General features: G+C 64.6%; 24 protein-coding genes. 20 read left to right on the top strand and 4 right to left on the bottom strand.

Annotated elements, in window-relative coordinates:
* Positions 1-7: 7 nt before the first annotated feature.
* Positions 8-424: an organic hydroperoxide resistance protein gene (locus tag JY500_RS07930; protein ID WP_172203118.1), complete on the bottom strand. Its 417-nt coding sequence runs from the start codon at positions 422-424 to the stop codon at positions 8-10.
* Positions 425-676: 252 nt separating this feature from the next.
* On the opposite strand from JY500_RS07930, the gene JY500_RS07925 reads away from it, so the two are divergent.
* From JY500_RS07925 to JY500_RS07830, 20 genes are all read left to right on the top strand, one after another.
* Entirely contained in the window at positions 677-1177 is a 501-nt protein-coding gene (locus JY500_RS07925; protein WP_206255922.1) for a GNAT family N-acetyltransferase, read from the top strand.
* 49 nt (positions 1178-1226) lie between these two features.
* Positions 1227-1637, top strand: a complete 411-nt coding sequence (locus tag JY500_RS07920; RefSeq protein WP_206255921.1) for a DUF1801 domain-containing protein — start codon at positions 1227-1229, stop codon at positions 1635-1637.
* Positions 1638-1720: 83 nt separating this feature from the next.
* Positions 1721-2677, top strand: coding sequence for a hypothetical protein (locus JY500_RS07915; RefSeq protein WP_206255919.1), 957 nt, complete (start codon positions 1721-1723; stop codon positions 2675-2677).
* Positions 2678-2710: 33 nt separating this feature from the next.
* Positions 2711-3736 carry an alpha/beta hydrolase family protein gene (locus JY500_RS07910; protein WP_206255917.1) on the top strand — a complete coding sequence of 342 codons (1026 nt, stop codon included), beginning with the start codon at positions 2711-2713 and terminating at the stop codon, positions 3734-3736.
* 53 nt (positions 3737-3789) lie between these two features.
* Positions 3790-4275, top strand: coding sequence for a GNAT family N-acetyltransferase (locus tag JY500_RS07905; RefSeq protein WP_206255915.1), 486 nt, complete (start codon positions 3790-3792; stop codon positions 4273-4275).
* An 8-nt stretch (positions 4276-4283) separates the two neighbouring features.
* Entirely contained in the window at positions 4284-5414 is a 1131-nt protein-coding gene (locus JY500_RS07900) for an acyltransferase family protein (RefSeq protein WP_206255913.1), read from the top strand.
* 58 nt (positions 5415-5472) lie between these two features.
* Positions 5473-5979 (top strand): ASCH domain-containing protein, encoded by a 507-nt coding sequence (locus tag JY500_RS07895; protein WP_206255911.1) that lies wholly within the window; start codon positions 5473-5475, stop codon positions 5977-5979.
* 57 nt (positions 5980-6036) lie between these two features.
* Complete coding sequence (locus JY500_RS07890) at positions 6037-6636, top strand: helix-turn-helix domain-containing protein (protein ID WP_206255910.1); 600 nt, start codon at positions 6037-6039, stop codon at positions 6634-6636.
* Positions 6633-7163, top strand: coding sequence for a GNAT family N-acetyltransferase (locus JY500_RS07885; RefSeq protein WP_206255908.1), 531 nt, complete (start codon positions 6633-6635; stop codon positions 7161-7163). The genes JY500_RS07890 and JY500_RS07885 overlap by 4 nt, the downstream gene beginning before the upstream one ends.
* A gap of 21 nt (positions 7164-7184) precedes the next feature.
* Positions 7185-7634 (top strand): DMT family transporter, encoded by a 450-nt coding sequence (locus JY500_RS07880; RefSeq protein ID WP_206255906.1) that lies wholly within the window; start codon positions 7185-7187, stop codon positions 7632-7634.
* A 143-nt stretch (positions 7635-7777) separates the two neighbouring features.
* Positions 7778-9286, top strand: a complete 1509-nt coding sequence (locus tag JY500_RS07875) for a subtype B tannase (protein ID WP_206255905.1) — start codon at positions 7778-7780, stop codon at positions 9284-9286.
* A 145-nt stretch (positions 9287-9431) separates the two neighbouring features.
* Entirely contained in the window at positions 9432-9926 is a 495-nt protein-coding gene (locus JY500_RS07870) for a hypothetical protein (protein ID WP_206255903.1), read from the top strand.
* A 383-nt stretch (positions 9927-10309) separates the two neighbouring features.
* Positions 10310-10912: a YdeI/OmpD-associated family protein gene (locus tag JY500_RS07865; protein WP_206255902.1), complete on the top strand. Its 603-nt coding sequence runs from the start codon at positions 10310-10312 to the stop codon at positions 10910-10912.
* Positions 10913-11140: 228 nt separating this feature from the next.
* Entirely contained in the window at positions 11141-11428 is a 288-nt protein-coding gene (locus JY500_RS07860; protein WP_206255900.1) for a hypothetical protein, read from the top strand.
* A gap of 91 nt (positions 11429-11519) precedes the next feature.
* On the top strand, positions 11520-12179 hold the full coding sequence (locus tag JY500_RS07855) for a dihydrofolate reductase family protein (RefSeq protein WP_206255899.1): 660 nt from the start codon (positions 11520-11522) through the stop codon (positions 12177-12179).
* Between the two features lie 124 nt (positions 12180-12303).
* The gene (locus tag JY500_RS07850; RefSeq protein ID WP_206255897.1) at positions 12304-12828 is read left to right on the top strand and encodes a DUF2059 domain-containing protein; all 525 of its coding nucleotides are present in this window, start codon (positions 12304-12306) and stop codon (positions 12826-12828) included.
* 74 nt (positions 12829-12902) lie between these two features.
* Positions 12903-13661 carry a substrate-binding periplasmic protein gene (locus tag JY500_RS07845; protein ID WP_206255895.1) on the top strand — a complete coding sequence of 253 codons (759 nt, stop codon included), beginning with the start codon at positions 12903-12905 and terminating at the stop codon, positions 13659-13661.
* 221 nt (positions 13662-13882) lie between these two features.
* On the top strand, positions 13883-14158 hold the full coding sequence (locus JY500_RS07840) for a DUF2164 domain-containing protein (protein ID WP_206255893.1): 276 nt from the start codon (positions 13883-13885) through the stop codon (positions 14156-14158).
* Between the two features lie 636 nt (positions 14159-14794).
* Entirely contained in the window at positions 14795-15766 is a 972-nt protein-coding gene (locus JY500_RS07835; protein ID WP_206255891.1) for a DUF262 domain-containing protein, read from the top strand.
* A 170-nt stretch (positions 15767-15936) separates the two neighbouring features.
* Entirely contained in the window at positions 15937-16692 is a 756-nt protein-coding gene (locus tag JY500_RS07830; RefSeq protein WP_206255890.1) for a hypothetical protein, read from the top strand.
* Between the two features lie 129 nt (positions 16693-16821).
* On the opposite strand, the gene JY500_RS07825 is transcribed toward JY500_RS07830, so the two are convergent.
* Genes JY500_RS07825 through galT form a run of 3 tightly spaced genes read right to left on the bottom strand, consistent with a single transcriptional unit; the run spans position 16822 to position 20041 of the window.
* The gene (locus JY500_RS07825) at positions 16822-17856 is read right to left on the bottom strand and encodes a galactose-1-epimerase (protein WP_206255888.1); all 1035 of its coding nucleotides are present in this window, start codon (positions 17854-17856) and stop codon (positions 16822-16824) included.
* Positions 17853-19001 carry a galactokinase gene (gene galK, locus JY500_RS07820; RefSeq protein WP_206255886.1) on the bottom strand — a complete coding sequence of 383 codons (1149 nt, stop codon included), beginning with the start codon at positions 18999-19001 and terminating at the stop codon, positions 17853-17855. The genes JY500_RS07825 and galK overlap by 4 nt, the downstream gene beginning before the upstream one ends.
* A complete protein-coding gene (gene galT / locus JY500_RS07815) occupies positions 18998-20041 on the bottom strand; it encodes a galactose-1-phosphate uridylyltransferase (RefSeq protein ID WP_206255884.1) in 1044 nt (347 codons plus the stop codon). Before galT ends, galK begins: the two co-directional genes overlap by 4 nt.
* Between the last annotated feature and the right edge of the window lie 5 nt (positions 20042-20046).

Raw genomic sequence — 20046 nt, 5'->3', positions numbered from 1 at the left:
CCGCGCCTCAGCGCAGCACCAGTTCGACGTTGATGTTGCCGCGCGTCGCGTTCGAGTACGGGCATACCTCGTGCGCCTTTTCCAGCAGGGCCTGGGCTACGTCGCGCGACACATCCGGAATCGTCACTTCGAGCTTCACCGCCAGCGCGAAGCCGCCGGCGCCGTTCTGGCCGATGCCCACGGTGGCGTCGACGCGGGTGCCGGTCAGTTTGATCTTCTGCCCCATCGCGACGAAGTTCAGCGCGCTGTCGAAACACGCGGCGTAACCGCAGGCGAACAGTTGCTCGGGGTTGGCAGCAGCGCCGCCGGCACCGCCGAGGCTCTTGGGCATCGCGAGTTGCAGGTCGATCACGCCATCGTCGGTGGTCACTCGACCATTGCGGCCGCCGGTTGCTGAGGCATGGGCTTCGTAAAGTGCTTTCATGGGATTCTCCGTTTGTTGTCTCATGCGATTCGATCGCGTGCGATCTATATTCCATCAAGCCGGATCGTTCGTCAAGCGGGCACATTCACCAACCGCCCCGATCCCCACTCAGCCGTCTGCGCCGCCAATACGCTGCACCGCGCGCCATGCGCGATCTAGAATCACCGCACCGGCACCCTCCGCTCATCGCGGACACGCCAAGCCCCGCGCGACGCGCTGCTCGCCCCACCACCACCCAGCCAGGATGACGACATGCTGATCCGCGAGATCGATGCCAACGCAACCGACGAAATCGACCTTGTCGCCGCGCGCATGCGCGCCACGGTTGTAGAAGTTGAGGGCGAGGAGAACGCAGATCGGCTGCATTCGCGGGAATGGATACGCGAACGGCTCCTGTGGCATGTCACCGGCACCGATGTCGTCGCCAAGGTACTCGTCGCATCGATCAGCGGGCACGGCATCGTGGGCCACACCATCCTGCGGCGCGAAACCGACGCAGCGGGCCAAGCGTTCGGACTGTTCTCGACCAGCTATGTCGCGCCGGAGCATCGCCGCCAAGGCATCGCCAACGCCTTGCTCGAAGCCGGCGAAGCGTGGTTTGCCACAATCGACCTGAACGCCTTCGCAACGTGGACCTCAAGCACCAACAGCAAGCTGATCCGCCTTTACGAACGCCACGGCTACCGCATCACTGAACGCGGCCCCAACGACGTAACCGGCACCCCGATGGTTCGGCTCAGCAAGACCATCTGAAGCCGCACCGGAGCGGCACAACCGTCCCCCAAGTCGCGGAGGAGCACCCATGACGACGCCCGACACCCCAAACAACACTTCGGCCTCGCAGCAGATCGACCACAAGCTCGCCGAGCTCGGCGATTGGCGCGCCGAAACGCTCGCCAGGATTCGCGCACTGATCAAGGAAGCCGACCCCGAGGTCGTCGAAGCCATGAAGTGGATGGGCACACCGGTCTGGGAGCACGACGGCATCCTGTGCACCGGCGAAACCTACAAGGCGAAGGTCAAACTCACCTTCACCAAGGGGGCCGCCCTGCCCGACCCGTCGGGTCTATTCAACTCAAGCCTAGACGGCAACGCGCGCCGCGCGATCGACATCGCGGAAGGTGAGTCGATTGATGCCGATGCCTTCAAGGCGCTGATCCGCGAGGCCGTGGCACTGAATCGTTCCGCCAAACAGAGCAAACGGGCACGGTAGGTTCGCCGCGGCGTAACAAGAAGGCAGCGCCGCCGCGCATAGAATCGACCCCTGACTCCATCAATACCGAGCCCCCCGAGAACATGGAAAAGACCCGATCGCCCAGCAGCGCAACCGGCGGACTGACCGAGGTCGAACGCCAACAACTCGCGCAACACCACCGCCTGTGGGCGGAACGCGCTGCGCGCACCAAACCGCTTGAGCGGGCCGTGATCGAACCACTCGTCCGCCAGCTCTATGCGCAGGCCGGACTGCGCGAACCAGCCGTCGTAGCCGCATCCAGCCCCGGCGTGATGGCCGTCGCCGGTACGCTCGCGCGCTTCATTCTGGAGGACCTGCCCGGTGGGGCCGCCAGCGTATTGCCGCTTCCGGCTGCCGATACGATCGCCTGCGACGCCCAATACCGCCCGCTGGTCCGTGAAGTTATCGGCACCCTCGGCGAGGTGCTGGCGAATGCCGCGCCCGACCCCGTGGCTGACACACGCATCAATGCCTGTGACCGCACGCTTAGCGCAAGCTACGCCCGCGTCGACCCGCTGATCGCCGAAGCCTTGGATCGCCCGACCTACACCACCATTAGCCGGACCTGCGACCACGCGCCGCTGCAAGATATGGCGAACGCCATCAAGGATTCGATGAAGGACGACTTCGGCAACTCGGTGCTGACCGAACTCATGCGTGGCCATGTCGATGCCTGGGTGCACGCACTGGCCACCGCTGTCTTCAAGAACGATGCCGCCGCGGACAAAGCGCTTGAGCAGGTATGCGACTGGTGGATGAGCGCGCAACCCGGCGCCGCCGATTGCTACTGGGACTTCTGCCTCACCGCGGCGCGCGACGTGCTGGGCATCCGCGTCGACGGGCTGGCGCAATACGCCGTCTGGGAAGCGTGCAACACGCACAGCGCCTACCGCTACATGCGCCCCAGCTTCTGCCTCGCGTGCGAGCTCCCGTCGAGTATCACGGACAAGCAAGCCGCCAGCTATACGCTTGGCACCGGCCAGAACCTCTACCGTTGGAACGACGGCTGGACCGTTTAGCCCACGACAGCGCCACGGCCTGACCGATCAACCATGAGAACCGTGTTCGCCCTGCTTTGCGCGGGCGCACTCATGCTGCCAAGTGTGACCTTGGCTGCCGTCGGCCTGTCCGAGCTACCGGCAACGTCCGCCAGCGGGCCGCTCACGCTGCTCTACCCAAGCCGTACTGAGGCGCACGCGCTTGAACGCGCCGGTTTCCATCTTCAGGCCGCCGTCGATGGGCCACCCGACACGGGCAATGGCAAGTTGATCGCCATCTCGCATGGCTCGCCCGCGCCGGTATGGGTGTATTTCGACCTGGCGCGTGCGCTGGTCGAAGCCGGCTACGTCGTGGTGCTGCCGGAACATGCCGGTGACAACCCGCGCGATGGCAGCGCCGTTGGCCTTGAGAGCTGGAAGCGTCGACCTCAAGAGGTTTCCGCCGCAATCGACCGCGTCGCGACCGACGCCCGATTCGCGCGGACGCTGGATTTTGCGCATGTCGGCGTCTACGGCATGTCGGCCGGCGGCCTCACCGCCTTGTCGCTTGTCGGCGGACGCTGGTCGCCCGCGCGGCTGAAGGCGCACTGCGAGCGCCACATCACGGAAGATTTCCATGCCTGCGCCGGCCCCGCCATGTCGCTTGACGGCGGTGCGTTTGACGGACTGAAACGCTGGGTCGTCGGCACGGTGCTCGCATGGAAACTGGACGATGCCCAAGCCTACGGTGGCCGCGACCCACGAGTGGCTGCGGCAGTGGTTGACGTGCCGTTCGCGGCGCACTTCGATCCGCAGAGCCTGCGCGAGATTTCCGTGCCGGTAGGCATCATCTCCGCGCAGCGCGATCGCTGGCTGAATCCGCGCTACCACAGCGAGCAGGTGCTGCAGCACTGCCCGCGCTGCAGCCGCCTGCTGGATCTGCCCACCGGCGGCCATGGCGCGCTGCTAAGTCCCCTACCGGACGCGGCAGCGGCCGCTGGTTCGTTGGTTGCCGATCCGCCGGACTTCGATCGCCCGCACGAAGTGCCACGCATCAACGCGGCAATCGTCGACTTCTTCAAGCAGAATCTGCCGCGATGAACGAGGGCCGCTTCAAGCCCTGCACCCCAACCTTTCCCCCGAACAAACCCGCCATGCAAATCAGGGAAGCCCAGCCCGAAGACAACGCCACGCTCGCTAAGCTGATCAGCGAGTCGAACAAGGACGTCGTCACCCGCTTCGGTTTGAACGCCGACAACTGCCCGAAGCATCCATCGTTCTGCACCGCAGCCTGGGTCAGCGCCGACTTCGCACGCGGCGAGCGCTACTTCGTCGCCGACGTCGAAGGCGAGCCGGTGGGCTGCGTGGCCTATGAAGTGCCGAATCCATCCGTGGCCTACCTGAACCGCCTCTCGGTGCTGCCCGGCCATCGCCGGCAGGGGCTAGGCGAGCGGCTGGTTCAACATGTGCTTGCGCTCGCTCGCGCCGACGGCATCGCTACAGTGAGCATCGGCGTGATCGGCGAACACGCGGAACTGCAGCGCTGGTACGCCAAGCAGGGCTTCGTGGCCGGCGAGCAAAAGCACTTCGCGCATCTGCCGTTTTCGGTGCGCTACATGTCATTCGCGACCGCAGCGTAGGCCCGCTCATGCAGAACCACACCGGCCGGCTGCCGGGCCTCGACTTGCTGCGCAGCATCGCCATCGTCTGGGTGATGCTGTTCCACTCCTTCCTGCTCGGCGGCCTCGGGCCGGACTGGGAATGGCTCTCGCGCTACGGCTGGATGGGCGTCGATCTGTTCTTCGTGCTAAGCGGATTCCTGATCGGCACACAGGTGCTGCAGCCGCTGGCGCGCGGCGAACGGCTCTCGTTCGCGGATTTCTATCTGCGCCGCGCGTTCCGCATCCTGCCCGCCTACTGGGCGGTGCTAGCGATCTACCTCGCCTGGCCCGGCTTCCGCGAAGCGCCGGGCATGGAGCCGGCCTGGAAGTTCGTCGCCTTCCTCACCAACCTGAGCATCGACTACAGCGCGAACGCAGCCTTCTCGCATGCCTGGTCGCTGTGCGTCGAAGAGCACTTCTACTGGCTATTCCCGGTGCTCGCGGTATTGCTGATGCGCCGGCCCGCGGCGTGGAAGTTCGGCGCACTGTGCGCAGCGCTGGTGCTGGGCGGCATCGCGCTACGCGCCGGCATCTGGCTGCACCACACCGCGCTGGACCCGAACTTCCTGCGCAACTGGTTCATCGAAGATCTCTACTACCCCACCTGGAACCGGCTCGACGGCCTGCTCTGTGGCGTCGCACTGGCGGTGTGGAAGTGCTTCCGGCCGCAGCACTGGGCCCACGCCCGGCGCCATGCCAACGCTGCGACGCTGGCCGGCATTGCCCTGGTCGCGCTGGCGTGCTGGCTGTTCCGCGACCGCATCGGCCTGCTCGGCAACAGCCTCGGCTGGCCGGTGCTCTCGGCCAGCCTCGGCCTGCTGGTGTTCGCCGGCGCGGGGCGCGACAGCCTCATCGGCCGCTGGCAGGTGCCCGGCGCAGGCTGGCTCGCCGCGATCTCCTACAGCCTCTACCTCGTCCACAAGGCGATCTACCATGTCGTGCAGGCTCACTGGGGCGACGCACTCGCCGGTCACGGGCTGCTCGCGTTCGCGGTGTACGGCGCAACGGCCCTCGCTGCCGGCGCGGCGCTGCACTACGCGGTGGAGCGACCTTTCCTGCGGCTGCGCGACCGGCTTCCCTTCTTGACTCGCCGCGCAGTGCAAGCAGCGGTGCCCTGAACGAGGTCGCACGGGGTGCCGTCCGCGCTGACGACCGATTGCCGCAGGAGAACAGCGAATGACGATTCCCGACTCCCTTCGCCCGTTCTGGGAGGCATTCAAGCGCGCCCGCAACGGCGTCAGCGACGCGCAGTTCTACGACGTCTGCACCTTCGGCGACAGCGCCGAGTTGATCGACGAACTGGCGGAGCTGGTACTGCGCGGCACCAAGCGCGCCACCACGGGCGCCATGTGGGCCTACGAAGCGGAGGGCTGCCGTGTGCCCCGCCCGGGGGATCTGAGCATCGTCACCAACGCGGCCGGCGACCCGCTCTGCGTCATCGAAACGCGCACAGTCGAGGTCGTGCGCTTCGATGCGGTGACGGCCGACTTCGCTGCGGCGGAAGGCGAAGGTGACGGCTCGCTCGCGTACTGGCAGGAAAGCCACCGCGCCTACTTCGAACGCGAGTGCGCGCAGGCGGGCCGTCACTTCTCGCCTGACATGCGGGTCGCCTGCGAACGCTTCGATGTGGTCTACCAACCAGTGCGAGGCGAGCACCCACCGGTTGGCGATTCCACCGCCTGAACCCCGCCTACAACGCTGCGCGGTCCAAATGGAGCCGGGTTCCAATATACTGGAACCATGGATTTCGACGCCGCCCTTTCCGCCCGCGTCCGCGCCCTGCGCAAGGCGCGCGGCTTCACGCTGGATCAGCTCGCCGAACTGAGTGGCGTGAGCCGCTCGATGATTTCCCTGATCGAGCGGCAGGAAACCAGCCCCACCGCCGCCGTGCTGAACAAGCTGGCCGATGCGTTGAGCGTATCGCTGCCGACGCTGCTCGCACCCGACGCGCCCTCGCCCGCACCGCAGCCGATTGCGCGGCAGGCGGATCAGCCGGTGTGGACCGACCCCGGCTCCGGCTATGTGCGCCGGCAGCTCTCACCCGCCGGCTGGCCTTCGCCGATCGAGCTGGTGGAGCTGCGCTTTCCGGCCGGCCAACGGGTCAGTTTCGACAACCCGACACGCAGCATCACGATCCACCAGCAGCTCTGGCTGCTCGAAGGCGTGATGGCGATCACCGCGGGCGATCAACACTGGCAACTCGAAGCCGGCGACTGCCTCGCGATGACGCTGGGCGACCGCGTCGTATTCCACAACCCGGGTAAGCAAGACGCCCGCTATCTGCTGGCGCTGAGCACCAGCGCCCCACAGCCGACACCCGCGACGAGATCCACATCATGAGTACGCACACCCTGATCGATTGCACGTTGGAGCGCCACGCCGACGCGATCCTCGCGATTTTCAACGAGGCCATCGTCAACTCGACCGCGCTGTACGACTACACGCCCCGCCCGCCCGAAAGCATGGTCACCTGGTTCGAGACCAAGCGAAAAGGCGGCTTTCCGGTGCTGGGTATCGAGGATGCGGATGGCCGCCTGCTCGCCTTCGGCAGCTACGGCACCTTCCGCGCCTGGCCGGCCTACAAGTACAGCGTCGAGCACTCGGTGTATGTGCATAAGGATCACCGCGGCAAGGGCCTCGGGCCGGAGCTGATGCAGGCGCTGATCGCCGCCGCACGGCGCAACGGCGTGCACGCGATGATCGGCGGCATCGACGCCTCCAACGCAGGGAGCATCGCGCTGCACCAGCGGCTCGGCTTCAAGCATGTCGGCACCCTGCCGGAGGTCGGCTTCAAGTTCGGCCGCTGGCTGGATTTGGCCTTCTACCAGCTGCTGCTCGACACGCCCGCGCAGCCGGTGGATGGCTGAACGCGCAGCCGGCCGACGACAATGAACGTCTCCCTCACCCTCGCCATGCTCGCCGCCGCGGGCGCCGCACTGGTGATCCAGAACCTGCTGATGGTGCGGATCACGCAGTCGGTGTCCACCATCGTCATCACGCTGGTCGCGAACTCGGCGGTCGGGCTGGTGCTGCTGGTCAGCACCCTGCTCGCGCGCAACGGCGTCGCCGGCATCACCGAAGCGCTCGGCGCTGCACGGTGGTGGTGGCTGCTGCCGGGCCTGCTCGGCTCCTACTTCGTGTTCGCCGGCATCATGGGCTACCAGAAGGTCGGCGCCGCCGCGACGATCTCGGTGCTGGTTGCAAGCCAGCTGCTCGCCGGCCTCGCCGCCGACGCCCTGAAGGCCGAAAGCCCCCTTTCGCGGCTCGGCCTGCCCTCGCTCATGGGCGCGGCGCTGCTCGTCGCTGGCGCCTACCTGATCGTGCGCGATCGGGTCTGATCTCCGAGTCAGTCCGCGCGCCCCGTGCCTCATCAGGCGGTTCGCGCCACACACTCATTGCAAGGTGTGACGCGCCGTGGCCAGCCAGCCGGCATTCTGAGAGCATTGGCTGTTCCCTTACCGGCCACGCGTTGGAGTACCCCATGAGCCTACGGAGTCTGCTCACCACTGCCGCCACCGCTGGCGCAATCAGTCTCAATGCCGCCCACGCGGCCCCCGCCGCATCGGACCTGGTATTCGATGCCGATCACTACGTGAAGCGGGAAGTCGAACTGCGCGGCCAGCGCATCGTCGTGCGCGCCTACGAGAACATCGTCTACGTCGCCAAGCCGGTCGACGCGAGCCTACAGGCGATGAACATCTACGTGCCGGACGCCTACTTCCGGGGCGAACGGATCGGCGACTTCACGGCCGACACCGCGCCGATCTTCCTGCCCAATCAGGTCGGCGGATACATGCCCGCGCCACCGGGGTCGCTCGACGGCGCCAAAATGCCCGGCCCGCCCAACCGCCCGAACACCATCGCCGAAGCCCTGCTGCGTGGCTATGTCGTGGCCGCCCCCGGCGCACGAGGCCGCACCAGCCAGGGCGCCGACGGGCGCTATACCGGAAAGGCCCCGGCCGCCATCGTCGATCTGAAGGCGGCGGTGCGCTACCTGCGCTTCAACGACGCCCGCATGCCCGGCAGCGCCGAGCGCATCATCTCCAACGGCACCAGCGCTGGCGGCGCACTGTCCGCCCTGCTGGGCGCCAGCGGCAACAGCGCCGACTACGACGCCGCCCTGCGCGCACTGGGCGCCGCCCCGGCACGCGACGACATCTTCGCCGTCTCGGCCTACTGCCCGATCACAAATCTCGAACACGCCGACGCCGCCTACGAATGGCAGTTCCAGGGCGTGAATGACTACAAGGCCATCTCGATCGCCATGCTCGACTTCAAGGTCGAGCGCAAGGAAGTCGCTGGCACCCTCACGCCGGACCAGGTGACGCTCTCCAGTGCATTGAAGACGCGGTTCCCGACGTACCTCAACAGCCTCGCGCTACGCGGCCCCGACGGGCGCGCGCTGACGCTCGATGCCGACGGCAACGGCACATTCAAGGACTACGTGAAGCAGCTGCTGACTGCATCGGCCCAGCAGGCCCAGGCCGCCGGCCAGCCAGTCGGCTCGGCGCCCGGTGTGAAGTTGGAAGACGCCAAGGTGCGTGACATCGACTTCGCCGCCTACGTACGCGGCATGGCTCGCCAGAAACCGCCGCCGGCGTTCGACGCGGTGGACCTCGGCAGCGGCGAGAACGACCTCTTCGGCACCGAACAGGTCAAGGCACGCCATTTCACCGACTTCTCGTTCGCGCACAGCCGCGTCGCCGGCTCAATACGTGCCGATGCGCAGACGGTGCGCATGATGAACCCGATGAGCTACCTGGGCGCCCCCGGCGCCACGCCAGCCAAGCACTGGCGAATCCGCCACGGCGCGAGCGACCGCGACACTTCGTTCGCGATTCCCGCCATGCTGGCGCTCGCCCTGCAAAACAAAGGGCTGGATGTCGACCTCGCGCTGCCCTGGGGCATCCCCCACAGCGGCGACTACGACCTCGATCAACTGTTCGCCTGGATGACCCAGATCACCGGCACGCCGGCCACCGAGCGCTGAACACAGCCCTTCGCCCACGCCGTCTCGGCAAGCGTTTGCCCAAGGGGCTTGCGGCGAACTCAACCAGCCGGGCGACACGCTAAACTCCTGCCGGCTGCAACCCGTTCGCGCACAACCCAACGTCCGGCACTGAGTCTTTTGATCGATGGACCGCGTTTCATATTTTCTGGCTGGCGCCACCTTGATCGCCGCGCTGATTGCCTCGACCTTCTCGCTGGGCATCGCAGCGTTCGCCCTGGCACTCGCCTTCGTGTTCTTTCGCGCGCCACGCTGGATAGACAACGACGCCCCGCTGTTTTCCGACCCAAGCGACAACAGCGAAGACCGCAGCGACTTCGAAGTGCTGTCCGAGTCTGAAGACGAGCTGACCATCCGCGGCAGCTTCCAGGCGCTCACCCTCAATCGCAAGACGAAGTCCGTTTCGAACGTAAGAGGCGTGCTGTGTCGCTTCGACCAGGTGCGCCACATCCGCGTCGCGGACGTTTATGCGCACGAAGGCAGAACGAACAGCCGCTATGCCGTCTCGCTGTCGCTGGGCGGCTTCTCGTCGATCGCGCTCGGTGAATCCAACGACGATGTCGGCGCATCGATCGCCGCCGCAAAGCTCAGCACCTGGACCGGCAAGCCGGTTAGCACCTGATGCGCGTTCGCTGGTGCTGCGGCGCAGCCCTCGGTCGCGCGCCCTTCGCCCAGACGTTACGCGGCCAGGTCGGGCAGCGAAGTCGCGCTGGAGCTCCGCAGAGAACGTCGCCGCGGGGCGGATACGCGTCGCGGTGACAACGAACCCATAGGCAGGCGACGGCGCTTGCGGCAAGATCATGTGGCGCCGCCGCCAGGGCGCCAAATGTGGTGTCGTGGGTCCAGCGATGCCGCACGGCAAGGGGGCACGGTCGTAGTGCGCGCCTCGGTCAAGTCCGACTTGGCGCACGAAAGTACGCCTTTGATCTCGATACGGTTCGTGCGGCGCTCACGCCGATGGATATCCGGCGGACTTGGGTTGCTGACGCATAACTCGGAATACCCATGGCGAAGCACGATATGAGCGAATCGATACTGACGATGAACGCGCAAGCGAACTGGGAAGCCTGGCTCGAGCAACATGGCGCCACTTCGCCGGCGGTATGGCTGCGCATTGCGAAGAAAGGGGCCGCGCAGCCAACGCTCACTTATGCCGAGGCCCTTGAGAGCGCGCTGTGTTTCGGCTGGATCGATGGGCAGAAGAAGTCCCAGGATGAGCACTACTGGCTCCAGCGATTCACGCCCCGAACACCGAAAAGCATCTGGTCACAGGTCAACAAGGCCAAGGTGGAGACGCTGATCGCATCGGGCAGGATGCGAGCCGCCGGCCTGCTGGCGATTGAGCGTGCGAAGGAGGATGGACGCTGGGACGCGGCCTATGCCTCTGCCAGCACGGCAGAGGTCCCCGGCGATTTGCAGCAAGCACTGGACGGGAACAGTGAAGCAAAGGCGTTCTTCGCGGGGCTCGACAGCCGGAATCGATACGCCATCCTCTTCCGCGTCCACAACTGCAAGAAACCGGAAACCCGCGCCAAGCGGATCGCTCAATTTGTGGACATGCTGAGCAAGGGCGAAACGATTCATCCGAAGTCAGGCAGCAATGCCTAGCCCTTCCGTCGAGGTCACTTCACCCGGCACGCGGGGCGCCGCCGCTCATCTCGAACGTCGCCACCCGGCCAGCGGCCGTGGCAGGCCCCGTCGCCGGCGGGATCTGGCAAATCCGCCATGCTCGCCGTACGCTCGGCGGGCGCGCGGACGCCGGAAGCTCCGCGCTTTGGCCGGTCGCCCGCAGGTCAAGATTCGAGTCGGGTTTTCAAACACTCAAGGCCCCAATCCGTGAGCAAAGCATTCGCCGCAATTTATGTCGTCGCCGTGCTAGCGCTGGCCGCGTGCGTCGTGTTGATATGGCGACTGCGGTGCGAAAGCTTCGGGTGCATGGGCATCGGGGTGGCGTGGTTTGCCTGGGTGCTGGCGTACTTCCCGGTGCTGCTGGTCGGCGTGCTTGTCAGGTCGCGCGAATCGCTGGGTGCGGGGTTACGGAAGCTCATGCGGGCGGCGGTGTGGGCGCAAGTTGCCATGGGTGCGGCCCTGGCGGTGGTCTGGGTGCTCAAGCAGGCGGGCTGAGCGGGCAACCGGTGTCGCATTCGATGCGGTTGCGCATCGCGCCGAACCAAGTCGAACATTCGGGCATGGTTTGAAATCGAGGGGGACGGCAATGACGCGAGTGCGAGTCGAGAGCTTCACGATTTCCCTGGATGGCTACGGCGCCGGTCCGGATCAGGACATCAACAACCCGCTGGGTGTGGGCGGTACAGATTTGCACCAGTGGGCTTTTCCGACGCGCACCTTCCAGCGCGCGCTGTTCGGTGTGGACGAAGGTACCACGGGCGTCGACGACGAATTCGCCCAGCGCGGCTTCACCAACATCGGCGCGTGGATTCTCGGGCGAAACATGTTCAGCCCGATGCGCGGCCCGTGGCCGGACCTGAACTGGAAGGGCTGGTGGGGCGACGAGCCACCCTACCACGTACCGGTTTTCATCCTCACGCACCACGCCCGCCCTTCGATCGAAATGGCGGGCAACACGACGTTTCACTTCGTCACCGGCGGCATTGTCGAAGCGCTCGATCGCGCGCGCGAGGCAGCCGGCGACAGGGACGTGCGTATCGGTGGCGGCACCAACACGATTCAGCAATATCTGCGCGCGGGCCTGATTGATGAGATGCATCTGGCCATCGCGCCAGTGCTGCTGGGCCGCGGCGAACGCCTGCTGGAAGGCGTTGATCTGCGCGCCGCCGGGTTCAGATGCGTGCAGCATCTAGCGAGCGAGAATGCGACTCATGTTGTGCTTCGATGCGACGCCGAGGGCAATTGAACGCCGCTTTGAGTCAAACACCGCGCAACGCTGGCCCGCAAACGCCGCACCAAGCTGCTAGGCTTTTGTCCCCAGCGCGCTCGCGCCCCGTTCATCGAACACCGATTCACCAAGGAATCCACCCGTGAAGATCGCACAACTCGCCCTCGCCCTTTGCCTCAGCACCGCCGTACTGCCAGCCTTCGCGGCTGATCGTCCGGCCAGCGAAGCGTCGGTCAAGCGCCTCATCGAAGTCACCGACTCGAAGAAGCTGGTGGACAACGTGATGCTGCAAATGGATTCAATGATGAAGGCATCCATGAAGCAGGCGTTGGCGGATCAGGCGTTCACCGCTGAGCAAGAAAAGGTGATGCTTGAGACGCAGGACAAGCTGGCGGGCCTGGTAAAGGATGAATTGAAATGGGAAGCCCTCGAACCGATGTTCCTCGACATCTACCAGAAGTCATTCACCCAGAAAGAGGTGGATGGGATGCTGTCGTTCTATAAGTCACCGGCGGGCCAGGCGGTGATCAAGAAGATGCCGCAGGTGATGCAGACCACGATGCAGATCATGCAGGCGCGCATGTCCAAGCTCGTGCCGAAGATTCAGCAGATCACCGCTGAAGGCGCGGAGAAGATGAAGGCGCTGTCACCACAACCGAATAGCTGAGGGCTGGTCAGCCGCTGATCAAGAAGCCGGAGCATCAGCCGCCCACTGCGCCGAACGAAGCGGGAAGCCCTTTCATGCGCACCACACTTCGCCTGCTGACAGCCCTCGTCTGCCTGCTCTGGATGGCGCCGCCCGTCTTGGCGCAGGGCCGGCCGACGCGGCTGGTGACCTTCGACTACCCGCCCTTCATGGTGGCCGATAGTGCAGGCCAACTTTCCGGTTTGATGATCGACGTGGTCACTGAAGCGTTCAAGCGCATGGGCAAGGCGGTCAGGATCGAGTTGTATCCGTTTTCGCGCTGCCTCGCGATGGTCGAAGCCGGCGACGCCGACGCCATGTTCACCATCAAGAGGACGCCGCAGCGCGAAGCGCGCTACCTGTTTCCCAAAGAGCCGGTGCTCACCCAGCACTACGTCTTCTTCGTGCGCAGCAACTCGGCGCTCGAATTCAAGGGAACACTGACCGACTTCGCGAACACGACCATTGGCGTGGTGGATAACACCTCTTACGGCGGCACTTTCGACGCCGCGGTCAAGCAAGGCGTGTTCAAGAAACTCGACACCGCACCCAACTACGAGAGCAACTTCAGGAAGCTGCTCGTGGGGCGCGTCGACGCGGTCATCATCAGCCAGGTCGTCGGCCAGGCCATCGTCAAACGGCTCAACGCGGCCGAGCAAGTCAGGGTCAGCGGGCCAGCGGTCGAAACCGCCATGAGCTACATGATGTTCAACAAGAAGACCCAGCCCGCGCTCATCAGCGAGTTCGACAAGGCCATCGCCTCCATGCGCGAGGACGGCACGCTGGGCCGAATCCAGAACGCCTACAGCCAATAGGCCACCCGCACGCCGCACCGGCTGGCGCCCGTTTCACCTGCATACAGGCGCCCCGTCATACCGGGCAACTTGGCTGAGGCGCAACCCGCCTCAACGAGCCACCGAAACGCAATTCGCACGGCAATACGGTAGGCAGCCCACACACCTTGCGGCATCATCCGCAACGGCGCCACGCCACATCGACGCCGAGCCCCCAACCCGACCGTTCAGCAAGGCCCGCGATGCCGATTGAACTCGACAAACTCGACCGCCAGCAGGCCGTCGAGTCCATCCAGCGATACTTCTCCGAGAACATGGAAGCGCCGATCGGGAACATGACGGCCGGCGCGCTGTTGAACTTCTTCCTCGAAGAGATCGGCCCCTGCATCTACAACAAGGCCGTCGCCGATGCGCGCGCACGGATGCAAGCGCGCCTCGACGACCTTGAGTTCGAAGTGCAGGAAGACGTCTTCACCTACTGGCGGAAGTTCGACAAGGCGCGCGGCAGAAAGGGCTGAGGATGAACGGAGCGACGCGCGATTGGGTTTCTCGGCCGCTCTGCGCGCTGGGCTTCATTTCATTCAGCCCAACCTACCGCGCTGCAATGGTTTTGACTTTGGTTCCCGTCGAGAGCGCCGAGTGGCGCAGCGGGGTCGGGGGATCGGCGCGCAGCGCCGACGGCGAGGACTGTTTGAGGCCCGCAGGGCCGAGTTCCGCAGCCGCCCGACGTCGCGAGCACGCGAGGGAAGTCAGGCGCAAGGCGCCTGACCGCGAACGCCGGGCGGCACTCTTTGCTTACTTTCTGGTGCTGTTGCCAGAAAGTAAGACGCCCGCCGGGGGCGGGACCCCGGCCGACGCACCGTCGCCATGCGGCGGCGGTTGCGAAGGCGTTGGGCTTCGCTGCGCTCAACCCAACCTACGGCCTGAGGGCTCTAGGGAAACACAGGCGTCGTGGTTACACTGGCCATGGAGCTCCATTGCATTCAAACCAGCCCGTCGTGCGCAAAAGGTTCGGAGAGGTTGGATTGCGAAACGCGGCGTACAAAGATCCGAGAAGGTCTATGCAAACTAAATAAATCGTTGATCGATTTAAGATCGCTCAAGACAGTCTAGTTATTCAGCAGTCCGACTTCTCTTTGGCTGCGATTCACAACATGGTCTCAAACGGTGCCATAAACGTGTCGCCGCATTACCAGCGGCGCGACAGGTGGCCGACCGACAAGCAATCCGCCCTGATTGAATCGTTTCTTCTAAATGTCCCCGTACCCCCTATCTATCTGTCAGAAGATGAGTACGGCCAGTACAGCGTCATTGATGGCAAGCAACGCATAACGGCCATTGAGGATTTTCTCAATGGCAGCTTGCGACTCCGAGCATTGAAGAGGTTTCCGGAGTTGGAGGGGTCGCGTTTCAAGGATCTACCTACGCAACTGCAGAATGCACTCACGGTCCGGCCATACATCCGCGTTACGACTCTTTTGAAACAGTCGGACGCAAACCTAAAATATGAGGTCTTCCTCCGACTTAATACCGGTGGAGACAAGTTAAAGGACCAAGAAATACGGAACGTAGCCTATGCAGGACCACTTAACGATATGCTGTTCGTACTATCCGAACACGCCTTCCTAAAGGATCGCCTCAAGATCTCTGGTGAGAAATCCGCCGCCTATCGGAATATGGACGACGTTGAGCACGTCCTTAGATTCTTCACACTTCATGAACGCTGGGAGGCAATGGGAGGTTCTCTCAGCGAGGCGATGGACGAGTTTATGGCTCGTTTCAGGAACGTGTCCTCAACGGAAATGGAATCCCTATTTCTTCACTGCCTAGAGTCTTGCCAGCGGATATGGGGACGGAATGCCTTTCAAAAGCCCACATCGTCAGGTTGGCGCGACCAGCTGATCTCCCCCCTTTATGACGCTCAAATGGTTGGAGTCTCTTTCTTGTCGGAGGCAGAGGTGGAGGCGGTCGCCGGCAACCGTCCGGCGGTGGTCAGGGCCACTCGCAAGCTATTTACTGATTCCGCCTTCTTAAAGGCCGTAACTCAGGGAACAAACACCCCGTCATCAGTTCGTTATCGAGTGGCTGAGGTGCGCAACATGCTCAAGCACGTGGCTGCTCTCTAGCAGTGTCTAGCGCCCGAACACTATTTCTCAGCCGCTTAGAATCGCTGAGGAAATCGCTTGCCATTGACGCCGTCACTTCTCGTGCTCTAACTGAGCGAGCACACAACGATGTGGCGCGGATGTTGCGAAACGGGCTTGCGGTGGTTGGCTTCGCGGCCCTTGAAGACTTCTTGAAGTCAAGAACCTCCGAAGTCCTCTCCGAAGTTGGCAAAACAAACGTTCCGTTCCGGGATTTGCCCGAGAAGCTACGTTTCGCGACCACCTTCGAGGCAATATCAGCCTTGACTTACCAACTTTCCATCAGGCCAAAGTCAGATCGCGTTTTGTATATTCAGGAGCAAGCGCAGAAAACTGCGTCGACAGCCGCAGCCGCTTACGAGCTATCGCCGCACGCTCTTGGGTTCGATCAAGCAAACCTCCCAGACGGCGTGATCAAAGACATTCTCAAGTGCTTTCTGATCGAAAACCCATGGGGAGAAATGGCGCAATTGTCTTCGCGCCTTGGACTGACAGCGCTCCCACTTGATGAGACCTATAGAACCGCTGCACTCCGCCGCCACCGAGCCGCTCACGTTGCTCACGCGGACACTCCACAGACCGACTTAATCCAGTTCGCAAGGGAAGCTCTAGCAATCGCGATTAGTTTTGACGCCTTGATCACACGCGCACTGACCAAAATGCAACGTCATGATGCCCATTACTTGACGAGCACCCAGCGCATCACGGCAGCCTCCATCGTGATCCGTTCTATACACCCCAAGGGAAACAAGTGGCGCGAGAGCGTTGAAGGTCGGGCGGCGGCGGTAAAGATTGAATCGGCAGCGGATGCGCTCCTTGCGTTGGCAAGGCCACGTGCTATAGCAGGCAACAACCTCTTGGCCATCTACGATTCCAGTTTGCAACTCTCCGGATGGGAGTGCTACTAGCCCCGGTCTATTGGGCTGAGCCAGAGAAACCCAACGCAAGCTGCGGATTACGGAATGATCAAAGAACAAAGCCGCCCATTAGGGCGGCTTTTTCATTCCTGCCGCAGGGCTTTGGCCCCGGCTTCTTAGCTACTGCGACCCCTCAAACACAAACCGAATCGTCCCCTTCCCCACTTGCCCCGGCCGCAGGATGCAGCCGGACCAGGCGCGCTGGTTTGGGCTGTCTGGTGGGTAGCCGGGTTCGAGGGCGATGCCGGCGTGGGCGGTGTATTGCTGGCCGCCGCGAGCGGGGATGCCGGTGAGGAAGTTGCCGGTGTAGCACTGGATCGCGGGCTGGTCGGTGTAGACGCGCATCGTGAGCTTCCAGTCGGCGGAGGCGAGTTCGGCTGCCGGCACGGTGGCGTGGCGGCAGGCTTCGTCGAGCAGGTAACTGTGGTCGTAGCCGGCGCCGTTGCGCAGTTGTTCGTTGTCGCGTACCGCGTCGGGCCAGGCGCTGCCAATGCGGCAGGGTGAGCGGAAATCGAAGGGTGTGCCGGCGACCTCGGCCGGTTCGCCCAAAGGGGCCAGCGTGGCGTCGACCGGCACGTAGCGCTCGGCCGCGATCTTCAGCGTCTGGGCGCGGATGTCGCCATCCGGCGTAACGCCGTCGAGGTTGAAGTAAGCGTGGCTGGTCAGCGCGATCGGGCAGGCCTTGTCGACTTCTGCCGTGAAGTCGATCTGCACCGTGCCGGCGTCGGTGAGTGCGTAGCGCACCTGCACCTGAGCGCGGCCGGGGAAGCCCTGGTCGCCATCGGGCGAGTCGATTGCGAGCACCAGCTCGGTCGCGCTGTGCGAGACGAGCGTCCAGCGCTGGCGGTCGAAGCCTTCCGGGCCGCCGTGCAGGTTGTTGGGGCCGTTGTTGGCGGCGAGGGGGTATTCCTGCCCGTCGAGCGTGAAGCGGGCGTCGGTGATGCGGTTGGCGTAGCGGCCGATGATGGCGCCGAGGTACGCGCTCTGACCCACGTAGTCCTCGGCGCTGTCGCAGCCGAGCAGCACCTCGCGGTGCCGGCCACCGGCGAGCGGCACTTCACAGGACAGCCAGGTCGCCCCGATGTCCATCACCGCGATGCGCAGACCGCCCGGGTGCTCCAGTTTGAAGATGCGTGCCGCTGCCGTGTCCATCATGCTTCCCCTGCTCCATTTGTTGCCCTGCACACGTACACCGTGGCCGGTTTGCCTTCCGGCGAGCGGTACTGCGCCGCCACTGCCGCTTCCACCGCGGCGACTTGCGCCAGCGGCACCAGCGCGACGACGCAGCCGCCGAAGCCGCCACCCGTCATGCGCACGCCGCCATCTTCGCCGATGACTTCCTTGACGATGTTGACCAGGGTATCGATCGGCGCGACGGTGATCTCGAAATCGTCGCGCATCGAGGCGTGCGAGGCGGCCATCAGCGCGCCCATGCGGCGCAGCGCGCCGGCGGCCAGCGCGTCGGCGGCAGCCAGGGTGCGGGCATTTTCGGTGACGACATGGCGGGCGCGGCGGTAGGTGAGCGCGTCGAGCCCGGCCTTGCCGACTTCCAGCGCTACTTCGTCGATGTCGCGCAGCGCCTTGACGCCGTAGTGGCGCGCGACGGCCTCGCATTGCTCGCGGCGGGTGTTGTACTCGCTGTCGACCAGACCGCGGCGCACGTTGGAATTCAGGATCATCACCGCGACGCCTTCGGGCAGCGCGACGGCGCGGGTTTCCAGCGAGCGGCAGTCGATCAGCAGCGCGTGCGCGGCCTGACCTTGCGCGGAGATCAGCTGGTCCATGATGCCGCAGTTGCAGCCGACGAACTGGTTCTCGGCCTGCTGGCCGTTGAGCGCGAGTTCGGTGGCCGACACCGGCAGGCCGAACAATGTCTTGAAGGCCTGACCGACGGCGACTTCGAGCGCGGCGGAGGACGAGAGCCCCGCGCCTTGCGGCACGTTGCCGGAGATCACCAGATCCGCGCCGCCGAGCTTCAAGCCACGGGCGAGCAGGAACTTGACCACGCCGCGCACGTAGTTGGCCCACATCGCGTCGTCGCGCGGCACGATCTCCGCATCCAGCGAGAACTCGTCGAGCGCGTCAGCGTAGTCGGCGGCGATGACGCGCACGATGCGGTCGGCACGCACGCGGCCGGTGACCGCGGTTTCGTAGTCGATCGCGCAGGGCAGCACGAAGCCGTCGTTGTAGTCGGTGTGCTCACCGATCAGGTTCACCCGGCCCGGCGCGCGGACGGTGATGCCGCCGTCGCCGAAATGTTTGGCGAAGGTGTCGCGGGTGCGTTCTTGAGGGGTACTCATTCCGCAGCCTCCAGATAGTGGACATCGCTGACGGCGCGCAGCTTGTCGGCGGCCTGTTCGGCGGTGAGGTCGCGTTGCGCCTCGGCCAGCATCTCGTAGCCGACCATGAACTTGCGCACCGTGGCCGAACGCAGCAGCGGCGGGTAGAAGTGCGCGTGCAGTTGCCAGTGCTCATTCTCTTCGCCATCGAACGGCGCGCCGTGCCAGCCCATCGAGTACGGGAAAGAGCACTGGAACAGGTTGTCGTAGCGGCTGGTGAGCTTCTTCAGCGCAATCGCGAGGTCGGCTTTCTGTGCAGGCGAGAGCTCGGTGATGCGGCGCACATGGGCGGCCTTTGGCATCAGCAGGGTCTCGAAGGGCCACGCAGCCCAGTAGGGCACGACGGCGAGCCAGTGTTCGGTTTCGACCACGGTGCGGGCGCCATCGGCGACTTCACGCGCGGCGTAGTCCAGCAGCAGCGGTCGGCCGTTCTTCGCGAAGTACTCGGCCTGCGTGCGTTGCTCGGCGGCGGCTTCGTTCGGCAGGAAGCTGTTGGCCCAGATCTGGCCGTGCGGGTGCGGATTGGAGCAGCCCATCATCGCGCCCTTGTTCTCGAAGACCTGCACCCAGGGGTAGGTCTTGCCGAGATCGGCGCTCTCAGCCTGCCAGGTGTCGATGACATGGCCGATGGCCGGCAGCGTGAGCTCCGGCAGCGACTTGCTGTGGTCCGGCGAGAAGCAGATCACCCGGCTGGTGCCGCGCGCGCTCTGCAACTGGAACAGCGGGTCGGCCGATTCCGGCGCGGCCGGCGTGTCGGTCATCAGCGCGGCGAAGTCGTTGGTGAAGACAAAGGTGTGCGCGTAGTCCGGGTTGGTTTCGCCGGTGACGCGCTTGTTGCGCGCGCACAGGTAGCACTCGGGGTCGTGCGCGGGGCGCGCGCTGCGGTCCGGCGTTTCTTGCTGGCCTTGCCAGGGGCGCTTCGCGCGGTGCGGCGAAACCAGCACCCAGTCACCCTTGAGCGGGTTGTAGCGGCGATGCGGGTGATCGATCGGGTCAAACATCTGGG

The organism is Niveibacterium microcysteis (assembly GCF_017161445.1).
GTDB lineage: Bacteria > Pseudomonadota > Gammaproteobacteria > Burkholderiales > Rhodocyclaceae > Niveibacterium > Niveibacterium microcysteis.
This window is presented reverse-complemented; position numbering and strand designations above follow the sequence as displayed.